Annotated in this window: 13 protein-coding genes; 5 read left to right on the top strand and 8 right to left on the bottom strand. The window is 71.8% G+C overall.

The features are described from left to right. Positions 1–50 precede the first annotated feature (50 nt). Positions 51–3,044 (top strand): transglycosylase SLT domain-containing protein, encoded by a 2,994-nt coding sequence (locus J2W21_RS00345; protein WP_307112521.1) that lies wholly within the window; start codon positions 51–53, stop codon positions 3,042–3,044. Positions 3,045–3,104: 60 nt separating this feature from the next. Here J2W21_RS00345 and map read toward each other — a convergent pair whose 3' ends face one another. The 5 genes from map to J2W21_RS00320 all read right to left on the bottom strand — a co-directional run bounded on the left by map (position 3,105) and on the right by J2W21_RS00320 (position 7,768). Further along, on the bottom strand, positions 3,105–3,887 hold the full coding sequence (map, locus tag J2W21_RS00340) for a type I methionyl aminopeptidase (protein WP_307112520.1): 783 nt from the start codon (positions 3,885–3,887) through the stop codon (positions 3,105–3,107). Between the two features lie 51 nt (positions 3,888–3,938). Further along, entirely contained in the window at positions 3,939–4,937 is a 999-nt protein-coding gene (locus J2W21_RS00335; RefSeq protein WP_307112519.1) for an FUSC family protein, read from the bottom strand. Between the two features lie 148 nt (positions 4,938–5,085). Then, the gene (locus J2W21_RS00330; protein WP_307112518.1) at positions 5,086–5,652 is read right to left on the bottom strand and encodes a dihydrofolate reductase family protein; all 567 of its coding nucleotides are present in this window, start codon (positions 5,650–5,652) and stop codon (positions 5,086–5,088) included. Between the two features lie 56 nt (positions 5,653–5,708). After that, positions 5,709–7,052 carry a sensor histidine kinase gene (locus J2W21_RS00325; RefSeq protein WP_307112517.1) on the bottom strand — a complete coding sequence of 448 codons (1,344 nt, stop codon included), beginning with the start codon at positions 7,050–7,052 and terminating at the stop codon, positions 5,709–5,711. After that, positions 7,049–7,768, bottom strand: a complete 720-nt coding sequence (locus J2W21_RS00320) for a response regulator transcription factor (protein ID WP_307112516.1) — start codon at positions 7,766–7,768, stop codon at positions 7,049–7,051. The genes J2W21_RS00325 and J2W21_RS00320 overlap by 4 nt, the downstream gene beginning before the upstream one ends. A gap of 170 nt (positions 7,769–7,938) precedes the next feature. Between J2W21_RS00320 and J2W21_RS00315 the strand changes: the two genes are divergently transcribed. Then, the gene (locus J2W21_RS00315) at positions 7,939–8,640 is read left to right on the top strand and encodes a hypothetical protein (protein WP_307112515.1); all 702 of its coding nucleotides are present in this window, start codon (positions 7,939–7,941) and stop codon (positions 8,638–8,640) included. A 15-nt stretch (positions 8,641–8,655) separates the two neighbouring features. On the opposite strand, the gene J2W21_RS00310 is transcribed toward J2W21_RS00315, so the two are convergent. The 3 genes from J2W21_RS00310 to J2W21_RS00300 are packed head-to-tail and all read right to left on the bottom strand — an operon-like array spanning position 8,656 to position 11,780. Then, positions 8,656–9,822, bottom strand: coding sequence for a cytochrome P450 (locus J2W21_RS00310; protein ID WP_307112514.1), 1,167 nt, complete (start codon positions 9,820–9,822; stop codon positions 8,656–8,658). A gap of 47 nt (positions 9,823–9,869) precedes the next feature. After that, positions 9,870–10,946 carry a hypothetical protein gene (locus J2W21_RS00305; RefSeq protein WP_307112513.1) on the bottom strand — a complete coding sequence of 359 codons (1,077 nt, stop codon included), beginning with the start codon at positions 10,944–10,946 and terminating at the stop codon, positions 9,870–9,872. Positions 10,947–10,955: 9 nt separating this feature from the next. After that, a complete protein-coding gene (locus tag J2W21_RS00300) occupies positions 10,956–11,780 on the bottom strand; it encodes a slipin family protein (RefSeq protein WP_307112512.1) in 825 nt (274 codons plus the stop codon). A gap of 203 nt (positions 11,781–11,983) precedes the next feature. On the opposite strand from J2W21_RS00300, the gene J2W21_RS00295 reads away from it, so the two are divergent. The 3 genes from J2W21_RS00295 (at position 11,984) to J2W21_RS00285 (ending at position 14,336) form a co-directional block, all read left to right on the top strand. Further along, on the top strand, positions 11,984–12,634 hold the full coding sequence (locus J2W21_RS00295; RefSeq protein ID WP_307112511.1) for a hypothetical protein: 651 nt from the start codon (positions 11,984–11,986) through the stop codon (positions 12,632–12,634). A gap of 71 nt (positions 12,635–12,705) precedes the next feature. Next, a complete protein-coding gene (locus tag J2W21_RS00290) occupies positions 12,706–13,674 on the top strand; it encodes a magnesium transporter CorA family protein (RefSeq protein WP_307112510.1) in 969 nt (322 codons plus the stop codon). A 2-nt stretch (positions 13,675–13,676) separates the two neighbouring features. After that, positions 13,677–14,336, top strand: a complete 660-nt coding sequence (locus J2W21_RS00285; RefSeq protein ID WP_307112509.1) for a cyclodeaminase/cyclohydrolase family protein — start codon at positions 13,677–13,679, stop codon at positions 14,334–14,336. The last annotated feature ends 159 nt before the right edge of the window (positions 14,337–14,495 follow it).

The raw sequence follows: 14,495 nt of genomic DNA, 5'->3' as shown, positions 1-14,495 counted from the left end.
TTCACCGTAGTATTCGGACTGGAACCAGTCGCCCATGGAGGACTTACCCGATGCGCCGCAGTCCGAAGCACCGCGCCGAGCCCGCCGGTCGGCCCCTGGGCGATGCTCTGGGGGGCCACGCTGCCAAGAACGCGCGCGCCGTCGCCTCCACCGCCGCCTCGCTCGCGGTCGCGCTGGCCCCGTCCCTGCTCGGCGGGGCGCCCGCGCACGCCGCCCTCGCCCCTGCGGTCACCGCAGGCTACCCGCAGCGCACGGCCCAGGTGGGGGTCACGATCGTGACCCTGCAGACCAAGGACAAGAGCGCCGCCGACGCCGCGGCGCTGGACACGACCGCGTACCGCAACGCGGTCGCCTCGGCGAGCAGCTACTGGTCCGCGATGTCCGCCGGCCGCATCAGCCTGCGCGTCACCAAGGTCGTGGCGGGATTCAAGACCTCGGCCTCGTCGGGCGACGACTTCGCGTCCATCATGAGCACGGTGTCCCGCGAGCTCGGCTGGACCCCCGGCTCTGCAACGGTCCTCCTGCTCGCCGTGCCCCGGGACGACGTCGTGGTCTCCGGCAGCAAGGGGAACCTCGGGGCGGGGTGGGCGGCGAGCCAGACCAGCGGGCGGATCCTGCTCCCGCGGCCGTCAGGCTTCACCGGGCCGGTCACCGCGCACGAGATGGGCCACATCCTCGGCATCGGCCACGCCAACACCCTCCAGTGCAGCAGCGGGGCGGTGGACGCCGTGCGTTCCGGGGCCCGCTTCGCGGACAGCGCCTGTGGCACCCGCGGGTACGGGGACGGGACCGACGTCATGGGCATCTCCCGCTACAGCCAGCCGCAGCTGAACGCCTACCTCTACGAGTACGGCGGCATGGGCCGGGGGGACGAGATCGCCAACCTCGGCACCCCCAGTGCGTCCGCCACCCACACCCTCACGCCCTGGGCCGGCGGCGCCGCGCGCCGGGCAGCGAAATTCAAGGACCCCGCCACCGGCGAGTGGTACTACCTGCAGTACAGGGCACCTGTCGGCTACGACGCGCCTACGGCCCTGGCGGGCAACAAGGGCGTGCAGATCATCAAGGGCGGCCTCGACGAGACCGAGTCCCTCCTCATCCCGCCGAGCACCAAGCCGTTCTCCGGCGTCTACGCGGCCAATCTCGCCTGGCAGCCGGGCCAGACCTTCACCACCGCCGGCGGCACCCGCGTGAGCGTCAACACCGCCGGCGCCGCCTCCGCGACGGTCAGCATCACGGCCAAGGGGGCACTTCCGGACAACGTGGCTGCACTGATGGATGCCAAGGCGGCGCAGTTCGGCCTGGGACCGGGCTTCGGCGGCATCGGCACCCTCCGGGACGGCGGCCTGTACCACATGTACCAGCGCGGGGCCGTGGTCTGGACGCCCTCCGGGGGCGCCCGCGTCTCCAAGGGGGCGATCCGCGGGGCCTGGCAGCGCCTCGGGTTCGAGAACGGGTCGCTCGGCTTCCCCACCTCGGACGAGATCGGTGGACTCAAGGGCGGCGGCATCTACCAGATGTACGAGGGCGGCGCGATCGTCTGGTCTCCGGAGAACGGTGCGTTCGAATCCAAGGGTGCCATCCGCGGCGCGTGGCAGCGGCTCGGTCTCGAGGACGGGAAGATGGGCTACCCCACCTCCGGCGAGGTCGGCGGCCTCCGGAACGGCGGCGTCTCCCAGATGTACGAGGGCGGGGCGATCGTCTGGTCGCCCCAGACGGGCGCCTTCGAGTCCGTGGGTGCCATCCGCGGGGCGTGGCAGCGGCTCGGCCTCGAGAAGGGCAAGCTCGGCTATCCGACGTCGGGGGAGGTCGGCGGGCTGAGGAACGGCGGCGTCTCCCAGTCGTATGAGGGCGGCGCGATCGTCTGGTCCCCCCAGACCGGCGCCTTCGAGTCGACGGGCCCGCTCCGCGAGAGGTGGCTGAAGCTCGGTGCCCAGAACGGTGACCTCGGCTATCCCACCTCTGCCGAGGTCACCGGCCTCAAGGGCGGCGGCATCTCCCAGTCCTATGAGGGCGGCGCCATCGTGTTCTCACCCGCCACCGGAGCCTTCGAATCGGTGGGTGCCATCCGCGCCGCGTGGGGAAGCCTCGGCTCCCAGAACGGGAAGCTCGGCTACCCCACCTCGGGAGAGGTCACCGGCCTCAAGGGCGGCGGAGCCTCGCAGTCGTTCCAGGGCGGGAGCATCGTCTGGTCGCCGAGGACAGGGGCGCACGAGTCCCTCGGGGCGATCCGCGGTCTGTGGTCAAGCATGGGAGCCGAGAACGGCACGCTCGGGTACCCCACGAGCGGCGAGATCGGCGGTCTGAAGAACGGGGGTGTCTACCAGCAGTACGAGGGCGGCGCCATCATGTGGTCGCCCAAGACCGGGGCCCACGAGTCCATGGGCGCCATCCGGGCAGCCTGGGGGAGCATGGGCTACGAGAACGGCAAGATGGGCTACCCCACGAGCGGCGAGTACGCGATCAGCGGCGGCGTCGCCCAGAATTTCGAGGGCGGGAGGATCGAGTGGAACAGGAGCTCGGGGATCAAGGCCGTCGCGTCGGTGGGCGCGGCCAGCGGGACCGTCACGCCGATCCCCAGCCCGCCGCCCGCTCCGGCCCCGACGCCGAGCCCCTCGCCCACACCGACCCCGCCGCCCGCCGTGAACACTGAGACCTCTGCCCAGATCCAGTCCATGGTCCGTCAGACCGCTGTGCAGATGGGCGTCGACCCGGCGCTGGCTCTCGCGGTCGCGGAGCAGGAATCGAGTTTCCGCCAGAACGTCACCTCCCCGGTGGGCGCGATCGGCGTCATGCAGATCATGCCCGCCAACCGGGACTGGCTCGCCGGGATGACCGGACGTCCAACACTGGACCTGAACAAGACCGCGGACAACATCGCCGGCGGAGTCGCGATGCTCCGGTGGCTCAAAGCCGAGGCGAAGAACCTGGACGAGGCCATCGCCGGCTACTACCAGGGGCTCGGATCGGTCCAGAGCCGGGGCATGTATGACGACACCAAGGTCTATGTCGCCCAGGTGAAGGCCCGCATGGCCAAGTTCTGAGCCCCGGGCGGCGGCCGCGGCTTCCCGGTGGAGGGTCCCCGGCCCCTCCACGTCGTGTCTCTAGCGGCGCAGGGCCTTCGGCAGGGTCAGGATCTCGGCCCCGTCCTCGGTGATGGCGATCGTGTGCTCGCTGTGGGCAGTGCGGGCGCCGGTGGCGCTCCGCAGCGTCCAGCCGTCGGCGTCGGTGACGAGCTCGGCGGTGTCCTCCATGATCCACGGCTCCAGCGCGAGCAGCAGTCCGGGCCGCAGCCGATAGCCCCGGCCAGGCCGCCCGCTGTTCGGCACGTGGGGATCCTGGTGCATGGTCGATCCGATCCCGTGGCCGCCGAACTGCGTATTGATCGGATATCCCTCGGCGCTGAGGACGCTGCCGATCGCGTACGAGATGTCGCCGATGCGGGCCCCGGGCACCGCGGCGGCGATGCCGGCGTCCAGAGCCCGCTCGGTGGCCCTGATCATCGCGGCGCTCTCAGGGCGGTCCGATCCGCCCACGATGAAGCTGATGGCGGAGTCTGCGGCGATCCCATCCTTGGTGACGGCCAGATCGAGGGTGAGCAGATCGCCGTCGGCCAGCGTGTAGTCGTGGGGCAGCCCATGCAGCACCGCATCGTTGACGGCGGTGCAGATGTAGTGCCCGAAAGGTCCGCGGCCGAAGGCCGGCGCGTAGTCGACATAGCAGGACACCGCCCCCGCCTCGGCGATCATCGTCCGGGCCTGCCGGTCGATGTCCAACAGGTTCGTGCCCGGAACGCTTCGGGCCTTCAGCGCCTGCAGGATGTCGGCGACGAGGGCCCCTGCGCGCCTCGCCCGCTCTAGCTCCGTGGGACTCAGGATCTCGACCATGTGATGCCTCTCCTCGTGGTCACTGACACTAGCTGATCATGCACTGGCCGATCAGACCCGGGCCGGCCGCCGGAGGCCTGCGTCGATGAGGATGACGCCGAACCCGACGAGCACCCCCAGGACCGTCTCGACGGCCCGGTCCGCAATGAGCGTCTGGGCCGGCCCGGGCAGGGCGAGCCGGGTCATGAGCAGGATCAGCGGTGTGAAGAAGAGCAGGGCGAGGGCGTAGTGGCGTGCCATGAACAGCTCGGTCGGGAACTGGAGCACGACCACCAGGGCGCCCATCATCAGCGGTGAGGGATGGAAGGCGAGGATCACCGCCGTCAGGGCGAGACCAGCCAGCGTGCCGACCACCCGGTGCACGCCGCGCCGCAGCCGTCCGTGGAACCCGGTGGCCGAGAGGGGCACCGCGGCGCCGGCCATGGCCCAATGGGGGTGCCCAATGCCGAGCGCCAAGGAGGCAAGACCAGACACCGAGACCGCGAGCACATAGCCGCCGGCCCTCCACAGGGATGGACGCGTGCGGGGCAGCCTCACGGCGCGCCGTGCCGCCGCGCGGCGGGACGAGGCGCCGATCGCGATGGCGAACACGGCCGAGGCGAGTGCAACCGCCGTCGCGACCCCGGGATCGGCCCGATGGAGGGCGGCACATGCCCCGAAGGCAAAGAGGGGGAAGAAGGGTCCGGCCGGGCGGAAGCCGGCCAGGTCGGCGCCCAGCGAGGCGAGCCCTGCGAACGCCGCTTCTGCCAGCACGAGCGTCGGTTCCGGGGCCTGCAGCGCGGACAGTGACGATCCGAGCCCGACGCCGGCCACCAGCAGCACGCCCGCGGAGGACTGGTGCCGCAGCCTGAGCATTCGGTTCGCGCCGCGGCCGTACATTCCCGCGAAGCCGCCGAACACGGCGTCGATCACGAGCTCCGGGTGTCCGGCCACAAGGAGCGCGACCGTGGGGATGCCGACTCCCAGCACCATCCTCAGCGCGGGCCAGTGGTCCTCCTCCGCGGGGCCGAGCGCCGCGAAGCCGCGGAGACGCGCTGCCAGCAGCCGCACCGAGTACTTCCTTCCTTGCCACCGCGCCATCCGCGGGTTGGACACCTGCGTCTGACGTCGGGCACGGGGCCCCTGCTGTTCAAGCATAGGGCGCGCGACTGAGGGCCAAGGCCTGAGGGCCCAGGCGCCCGGCAGCGGCGGGAAGCGCTCAGCGCCTCGTCTCGTACCGGGTCAGGACCACGCCGCCGGGAAAGGTCCGCGTCTCGACGAGGTCCAGATCCGCCCGGCTGTCCAGTGCGGTGAAGAACGGGGTGCCGCCGCCCACCAGCACGGGATACACGGCGAGGACGTACTCGTCGATGAGTCCGGCCCGCATGGCGGCCCCGGCGAGGGTGGCGCCGCCGATGCTCATCGGGCCGCCGTCCTCGGCCTTGAGGCGGGCGATCTCGGCGACCGCGTCTCCGGTGACCAGCCGGGAGTTCCAGCTGACCGTGCTGAGGGTCGAGGAGAAGACCACCTTGGGGGTGTCGCGCCAGATCCGGGCGAACTCGGTCTCCGCCGCGGTGGCGTCGGGCTGCTCGTCACCGGCGGGCCAGTAGGAGCTCATGGTCTCCCACAGCTTGCGTCCGTAGAGGGACAGGGTGTTCGCCCGCTCGGTCTCGAGCCACCACTGGAACAGTTCCTCGCTCGGCGGTCCGCTCCAGCCGATGTCGTCCCCGGGCGCAGCGATGTAGCCGTCCAGTGTGACGTTCATGCCGTAGCTCAGCTTCCGCATGGCGCAAGCCTTCCGCGCCCCAGCCCACGTGTCCAGAACCGGGCCGGCACCGGGGGTCAGAGTGCGGGCATCCGCAGTGCGAACGCCGCGCCGCCCTCCGGGGCGTGGCCGGCGGCGAGCTCGGCCCCGAGTCGGGAGGCGAGCCGTGCGGCGATGGAGAGGCCGAGCCCGGTGCCCACCCTGCGCTCGCCGGCGTACCTGTCCCGCAGCGCGCCGCGGTCGAAGGCCCGGGCCACGTCCTCCTCGCTCAGCCCCGGACCGCCGTCGCGCACCTCGAGCACCACGGCGCCGGGCTCCCGGTGCCCGGCCAGCACCACCGGCGAACCCGTGGGCGTGGCGCGGAGCGCGTTCTCGACCAGCCCGTCCAGAAGCTGCCGGAGTCTCCTCGCGTCGGTGGCGACGCGGAGGGGGCCGGCTGCCTCGGCGCGCATAGCGATTCCGACGGGCTCCCACACGCCGCGCCACGCCTCGACGATGGACGGCAGGAGCTCCGCGGCATCGACCTCGTGGACGTCGATGCGGAAGTCGTCCGCCTCGAGGCGGGCGAGTTCGAGCAGGTCCCGGACGAAGTGGTCGAGCCGCTCGGTCTCGGCGGAGAGGGTCCTGCCCACCCGCGGGACCTCCTCGGCCGGGATGACCCCGTCGGCGAGGGCCTCAGCGTACCCCTGGAGGGCCGTGAGGGGGGTACGCATCTCGTGCGAGACGGACAGGAGGAAGTCGCGCTGGCGTGCCTCGCTGGTCGCGAGCGATCCGTCGAGGGCCGCCAGTGCGCGGGAGACCTGGTCGACCTCAGCCGGCCCGCCGCCGTCGACCGCCACCCCCCGCTCGCCCCCGGCCAGCCGCCGCGCGGCGGAGGCGAGGCGGGTGAGCGGCGTCGCGACCCAGCGGACAACGAGCGCCCCACCGAGCACTGCGCACAAGAACCCCAGGACCAGTGCCCAGGCCAGGCGTCCCACGAGCGCCCCGGCCGCCTGCGTCACCGCCGAGACCGGCTCGGCGAGCACCAGCCCTCCGCCGGCGGCGATGGGCCGGGCCTCGACGACCACGGGGATCCCGGCGACGGTCTCAGTCTGGGACACCGCCCGGCCAGCGCGGACCTTCGCCGCGGCGTCGGCGCTGACCAGACGCCGCCCGGCGCCGGTCACGGTGCCGTCCGGCTGCACGAGGGCGATCCGCCCGGCCTCCCCGAAGGCGAGCTCGCGCAGGGACGCCAGGTCGGTCACGCTGCCCGAGGCGCTGAGTGCGGTGGCCTCCCGGGCCAGGCTCGAGCGGGCCTGGTCCACGGCCGCGGACCGGATGAGCTGGGCCCCGACGAGGCCGGCGATCAGGGTCGCGGCCGCGGCGACGGCGGCCATGACCAGGGTGACCCGGAAGTGCAGGGAGCCGAGCCAGCCCCTCACGGGCGTCCCCGGTCGGGCTCATCCGAAGCGCTGTAGCCCACGCCCCGGGCCGTGCGCAGCGGGCTCGCCGCGCCGAGCTTGGCCCGAAGCTGGGCCACGTGCACATCGACGGTGCGGCCGCCGCCGTAGTCCGCCTGCCCCCACACGGCCGAGAGGAGCTGCCCGCGGCTGAAGACGCGCCCGGGCTCGGACATGAGGTAGGCGAGGAGATCGAATTCCATCGCCGTCAGCGGCACCGGCTGGCCGTCCGCCTGGGCCGTGCGCCGATCGAGGTCGAGCAGGACGGCCCCGACCGCCAGCACGCGCGGCGGTTGAGGGCCGGCCGCCCGGCGCAGCAGGCCCTTCACCCGTGCCACGAGCTCGCGCGGGGAGAACGGCTTGGTGAGGTAGTCGTCGGCACCCAGCTCGAGGCCGAGGACCCGGTCCACCTCGTCGTCCCGCGCCGTCACGAAGATCACGGGCGTCCAGTCTCCGGCCTCCCGCAGGCGCCGGCATACGTCGATCCCGTCGAGCCCCGGCAGCCCGACGTCGAGCACGATCGCCACCGGCCGCAGCTGCCGGACCCGGGCGAGCGCGGCTCCGCCGTCGCATTCGACGTGAACCCCGTACCCGGCCCGCGCGAGGTAGAGGCGTTCGAGGTCCGCGATCGCGTGCTCGTCCTCGACCACGAGAACCAGCCCCCGCTCTCCGCCGGTGCTCCCGCTGCGATCTTCCACGGGTTCATTCAAGCGCACGACGGCGCGTGGCGGCCGCCGCTCGCCGCAGACTTTACATTCCCCGAACATCCGCCGAACACCCCGCTTGCCTCGCTCCGCCATGCTGGGCGGCGGATCGGCCGACAGTGCCGATCGGAGCAACTCCCGACAGCATTCCGAAAGGCATCGCGATGTTCCCCCAGCCAAACCCCGCCACCTCTCCGCGGCGCCCTCGCCGGCGCTGGGCCGCCGGCGCCGCCTCCGCGCTCGCCGCAGCACTCCTTGCGGGCGGCGGCATCGCCGTCGCGCTCCAGGCCCACAGCGCCCCGGTCCAGGCCGCGCAGGCGGCCCAGCCGCAAGCCGACGAGTCGCTGGCGGACCTGACCTCGCTCGACGGCCTCGGCGACGACGTCGGCGCGGCGGACTCAGGAGCTGTGACTGCCCAGGACGCCTCGCTCATCCAGACGGCGGGTCCCGCGGCAGGCGCGGCGCCGTCGCAGAGCGCCTCTGCCTCCTCCGCGAAGCATCCGGCGAGGGCGGCGCTCCGGCGTGTGCTCGCCGTCGTGATCCGCCAGGACGGGAGCGCCCAGTACGGCCAGCGCGCGCACGCCATCGCGCGGGCAGCAGCCAACCGGTACCCGGCTGCCTTCCGGCACCTCCCCGCGAAGCTCCGCGAGGACCTGTGGACCTTGGCGGGGGCTCCCTCCGGGCAGGAGGTCGCGGACGCGCAGGCCATCAAGGCGCATGCGCTGGACGGGACCTACGGCGACGCAGTCAAGAAGCTTGCGGAGGCGATCCAGAAGGCTCCGGCGAAGCAGAAGACGCCCGCCGCGCCGTCGGCCTCCCCGTCGGCACCTGCGTCGCCGTCGCCTTCTCCCGGCGCCGGGAACTGAGCAGCGCCCGGCGCATCAGGCCGCCTGCCACTCCACCGGCAGTTGCCGGGGGCCGAAGATGATCGTGCTGTCGATGCGCTCCAGGGAGGCGCCCGGCGCCAGGCGCAGGCCGGGCAGGCGCGCGAGAAGGGCTGACAGCGCGACCCGCGCCTCGAGCCGCGCCAACGGTGCCCCCAGGCAGAAGTGGATACCCTGCCCGAACGCGAGGTGCCGCTTCGGGTGGCGGTCCACGGCGAAGGTCTCCGGGTCCGGGAACTGCCGGCCGTCGCGGTTCGCCGACCCGATCCAGGCCGCCAGGCGCGAACCGGCCCGGATCGGGGTGCCGCCCAGGGTCGTGTCCTGGGTGGTGATCCGGAACATGCACTGGACCGGAGACCGGAAGCGGAGCACCTCCTCGATCGCCGAGGGCAGGGCACCGCTCTCGGCCCCGAGCCGCTCGATGGTGCCCGGCCACTCCGTGAAGGTCAGCACCGCGTTGCCGAGGAGGTTGGTGGTCGTCTCATTGCCGGCCACGAGCAGCAGCGCGCAGAAGCCCAGCAGCTCCATCACGCTCAGGTGCTCGCCGTCGACCTGGGCTGCGAGCAGCCTGCTGATGAGGTCCTCTCCCGGATCGCGCCGCCGTCTTTCGATCATGGCGAAGAAGTACTCGGCCATCTCCTGCTGGGCGGCCGCCCGGGCGGGGCTGCTCTCGTACTCGCGGACCTGGCTCACCACGATGTCCGACCACCGCTTGAAGCGGTCACGGTCCTCGGCGGGGATGCCCATGAGTTCCGCGATGACGATCACGGGCAGTGGATACGCGAAATCGTCGATGAGGTCCATGGACCCCCTTCCGGCCACCCGGTCCAGGAGCTCGGCCACGATCTCGGCGATCCGCGGTTCCAGTGCGGCCACCGCCCGCAACGTGAACGCCTCGGAGACCAGGGACCTGAGCTGGCGGTGCCTCGGAGGGTCCGTGCTGATCAGGCTCGAGGCAAAGAGATGGTTCTGGTCCGGCTCCCGGCCCGCGCGCATCCTGGACGAGAAGACGGCGTGCTCAGAGAGCACCCGCTGGACGTCGTCGTAGCGGAAGACGTGCCATACCTCCTGCGCGGGGTCGAGCAGCAGAGGGGACTCCTCCCGCAGCTCTCGGTACAGCGGGAAGGGATCGAAGCGTCCTGGCAGCTCGGACACGAGACTCATGGTTCCTCCAGCTGGCTTGCGGGTGGCCGGGGCTCACTCTCTGGCGCTCATCCTGCTCCTGCGGCCCTCCTCGTGCCAGAGACGAGGACGGCGATCGCGAGCGTCTCGAGCGCGGTCCAGACGAGGATCCCGCCCCAGATCTCCGGGGAGAAGCTGAGCCTGCCGTCGGCCCAGGCAACGGCGACGAAGTAGGGGCCCCAGAAGAGCGGGGGCGCGAGGGCCGCGGCGGCCCGCAGGCGGAGGGGGCGGACGGGACGGGGCCTCAGGGCGAGCCACGCGAGACCGACCAGGGCCGCTCCCGCGGCCGCAGCGAGGACAAGCCATCCGTCGCGGAACCCGACCATGGCCTGCAGGGCGGCCGAAGGCACGAAGGTCAGCAGCGCCGGTACGGCAGCCGGGAGCCGCCACCGGGACGCCGTCAGGAGGATGGGGACGAAGAGCGCGGCCGTCGAGACGAGGAACGAGCCCAGGGCCACGATGGTGCTGGCCGACGTGCCCGGCATGACGGGCCGGGTCCCTCCGAGGGGCTGGCCATAGGTCTGGATGAGCCCGTGGCGGGCGAACACCGCGAACTCCTGGAGGATGAAGATCGCCACCATGCCGCACAGGGCGGCGCTGAGGAGGGCGGGGGCGAGCCGGGCGCGGGTCCTTCCCGGCGGTGCCGCGGAAGCCGCGGCGAAGGGCGCGCCGAGGATGAGGAATCCGCCGGTGGCCAGGCCGAGATGGGACGGGCTGAAGAGTGCCTTGATGTCCTGCTCGATGCCGAAGACGGTGTGCCACGCGAAATCAGCCACGCCGGAGACGAGGAAGAGGACGACGCCGACGACCGCGCCTCCGTAGCCCGCGGGGACGGCGTCCATCCACGGGGTTCCCCGACGATGACGGCGCCACACGAGGAATCCGATCCACACGGCGTTCGCGGCGAAGCCGGAATACAGGACCGCATGCCACGGGGTGAAGAAGGTCTCGAGGTGCGCGAGATTGTTGTGGGCCCAGCCGTCGATGTACGTCCCGGTCAGGAGCCACAGCCCTGCCACGAGGGACAGGGCGTCCTCGAACGCCGTCGTGGACCGGCGGGCGGGGACGGGCGGACCAGCGAGGGTGGGGGCTGCGGCGCGGTCCATCGACTCGTCTCACGCGGCCTTGACTGGGGACTTCCCGTCTGCGGACGCAGCGGAGGCTGCGGCCTGGTTCTCCCGGGCGATGAAGGCCGAGAGCTCGCCGATCATGCTCATGAGCGGCGCAGGGAAGACCACGGTGGTGTTCTTGTCGACTCCGATCTCCACGAGGCTCTGGAGGTTGCGCAGCTGCAGGGCGAGCGGGTGGGCCATCATCGTGTCGGAGGCCTGACCCAGAGCAGTGGCCGAGATGGCCTCGCCTTCTGCGGCGATGATCTTGGCCCTCTTCTCCCGCTCGGCCTCGGCCTGCCGTGCCATGGCCCGCTTCATGCTCTCGGGCAGCTGGATGTCCTTCAGCTCGACGAGGGTGACCTCGACACCCCATTCGGTGGTCAGGACGTCGAGGATCTGGCGGATGTCGGCGTTGATGCGGCCGGTCTCGGAAAGCGTCTGGTCGAGAGTGTGCTGTCCCACCACCTTCCGGAGGGTGGTCTGGGCGATCTGGTCGATGGCCGCCGCGACGTTCTCGATCGCAACGACGGACTTCACGGCATCCACCACCCGGTAGTACGCGACGGCGGAGACGTCCACGCTCACGTTGTCCTGGGTGATGATGCCCTGCGACTGGATCGGCATGGTCACGATCCGCATGCTCACGAGGGGCAGGCGGTCGACGATCGGGATGATGAACCTGAGCCCGGGGAGCCGCACCCCGACGACCCGGCCGAGCCTGAACAGGACTCCCTGTTCGTACTGCCGGACGACCCGGATGGACATCCTCGCCGCGATGAGGAGCACCACGATGACGATGATGAGGACGGTCAGGGAGACGGCGTCCATCGCGATCCCTCCTTGGAGCGCGGACCGCAGGAGGTTCCCGTCTGGCAGCGCAACGGTCCTGACATCCATCTTCCCTGTGGCCGGTCGAGAGGGTTAGGGGCGGACGGCCCTGCGGGCGCGCCTGACCCCAGCCTGCTGACCTGCGCGCCCGCACGGCGCGCCGACGCGCGCCGGCACCGCATACGGCTTACACATGGAGGGATATGAATGCTCTCCGCCTCCTTGCCTCCGCGGCGGCAGCCGCGGCCCTCGTCACCGGGGCCACCGCCTGTTCCGCGGCCTCCCTCGGGACCGCCATCGCCGCCGGCCGGCCCACCGCGTCCTCCCAGCCCTCGCAGTCTGCCGGCCAAGGACAGGTCAAGGAGGTCCACTCGCCCTCCCGGGTCACCGTCGACGAGCAGCTCGCCCCCGGCCACTGCCGCGCGCGCGTGGTCGACGCGTCCGCCGGGAAGTACCTGCCCGATCCGGCCTGCACGCCGGGTGCCGTGGACCCGGCCGTGACCCAGGCCACCATCGACTCGACCATCTGCAGGGCCGGCTACACCGCTGCCGTCCGCCCGCCGTCGTCGGCCACCGCGAAGGTGAAGGCCGAGAGCCTGCGCGAGTACGGCGAGAGCGGGTCGGCATCGACGGAGTACGACCACCTGGTCAGCCTCGAGCTCGGCGGCTCGAATTCCGTCTCCAACCTCTGGCCCGAGCCCAACCGGGCCGGGGCCACGGGCACGACCAACCCCAAGGACGCCGTCGAGGACGCCCTCCACAGGGCGGTCTGCGCCCACAAGGTCCGGCTCGCAGCCGCCCAGACTGCCATCGCGCACGACTGGACCACGGCCCTCCACGTCCTGGGCCTCTGACGCAGTGCGGTGCCGCCCGGGCCGGCCTCGGACCCAGCTGGCCCCAAGGTGGCACTGACTAGGATTGCCGAATGGTTCGTACCCGGCTGTACCGCGACGGCAAGGTCGAGCGCGAGGACCTCGCGCTCGAGGAGATCGAGGGGCTCCTCGGTGAGGAGGGCGCGACGGTCTGGATCGACTACGAGTCGCCGACCGAGGACGACCTCGGCGCCATGGAGACAATCCTCGGACTCCACCGCCTCGCCGTCGAGGATGCCCTCCACGACCACCAGCGCCCCAAGCTCGATCGATACCGGACGCACCTGTTCCTGGCCGCCTACGAGGCGACGCTCGCGCCCGGGGTCAATGAGGTGGCCGTGAGCGAGGTCAAGGCGTTCATCACCCGGCGCGCCCTCGTCACCGTGCACGGGCCGGGCTTCTCCGCCGAGCAGCTCACCGAGCGGTGGGACCGGGAGACCGACGTCGCCGGCCACGGAGTCGCCTTCCTGCTCTGGGGCCTGATCGACCTGCTCGTCGACGGCCACTTCGACGTCGTCCAGGAGCTCGACGAGCGCATCGAGGACCTCGAGGACGCGCTCTTCGACGACCATTCCGCCGACCACGACCTGCAGCGGCGCTCGTTCGAGCTCCGCAAGGCCCTCCTGCGGCTCCGCAGGGTCGTGCTCCCGATGCGCGAGGTCCTCAACACGGTCCTGCGCCGAGACCTGGACATCGCAGACCCGGCGATGCAGCCGTTCTTCCAGGACGTCTACGACCACGTCCTGCGGGCGTCCGACTGGACCGAATCGCTGCGTGACATGGTCAGCAGCATCCTCGAGACCCACGTCAGCATCCAGGGCAACCGGATGAATCTGGTGATGAAGAAGCTCACGAGCTGGGCCGCGATCATCGCGGTGCCCACCGCCGTCACCGGGTTCTTCGGGCAGAACGTGCCCTTCCTCGGGTTCCAGAGCACCCTCGGGCTCGTCCTGTCCCTGAGCCTGATCGCCGGAGGCGGCGTCGCACTGTACATCCTGTTCCGCCGCAAGGAGTGGATCTGATCGTGGACGAACCCCAAGATGTCACCACCCGCACCTCGACCGTCGACGCCTGGACTGACGCCCTGGCGCAGTCCACCGGCTCCCCAGGAGGGGGCGCCGGAACAGGGGTGATGCTCGCCGTGGCGGCGTCGCTGGCCTCCATGGTCGCCGGCTACACCGAGGCGGAGGGGTCCCGGCGCGCCGAGGTCGAGTCGCTGCGGGAACGGGCGCAGTCCCTCCGCGGGACGGCGCTCCGGCTTGCCGACGACGACGCCTCCGCGTCGCGCGCCTTTGGCGCCGCGTTCCGTCTGGAGCCGGGTCCCGAGCGCGACGAGGCCATCCACCGCGCGTGCGTCGACGCCGCGAAAGCCTCGGCCGTCCTCGGCGAGCACGCCGTGGAAGCGATCGGAGATCTCGCGTGGCTCGCGGCCAACGGCAATCGGGCCCTCATTGCCGACGTCGTGGTCGCCTGCGGCGCCCTCCGGGCCGCCGTTGCAGGAGCCCGAACGAACGTCAGCTTCGATCTCGCCTCGCTCCGGTCGGCCGGGAAGAGCCTCGAGGAGGTCCGGGACCTGCACCCGGATCTGTGGTCGACCGTCGAACAGCTCGAGCGTGCGATGGAACGCATCGACAGTCTGACCGCCGAGGTCGACGGGCGCGCGGCCCCCACCGGCACCGTCTAAGGGGTCCGGACCCCGAGCGGAGACCACGCACCGGGTGCCGCGTTTGGCGGGGCGGCCCGTCGGGTAGGAGTGTGGTCGAGCTTCCTCTCCCGGAACAGGATTCTCATCGCGGACTGGTAACCCGCACCGGAATGGAGGGGCCCTGGCAGCTGGGGCCCC

This window comes from Sinomonas atrocyanea, assembly GCF_030811715.1.
GTDB classification, from domain to species: Bacteria; Actinomycetota; Actinomycetes; order Actinomycetales; family Micrococcaceae; genus Sinomonas; species Sinomonas atrocyanea_A.
The sequence above is the reverse complement of the archived record's forward strand: the minus strand, read 5'-3'. Positions and strand labels throughout refer to the sequence as shown.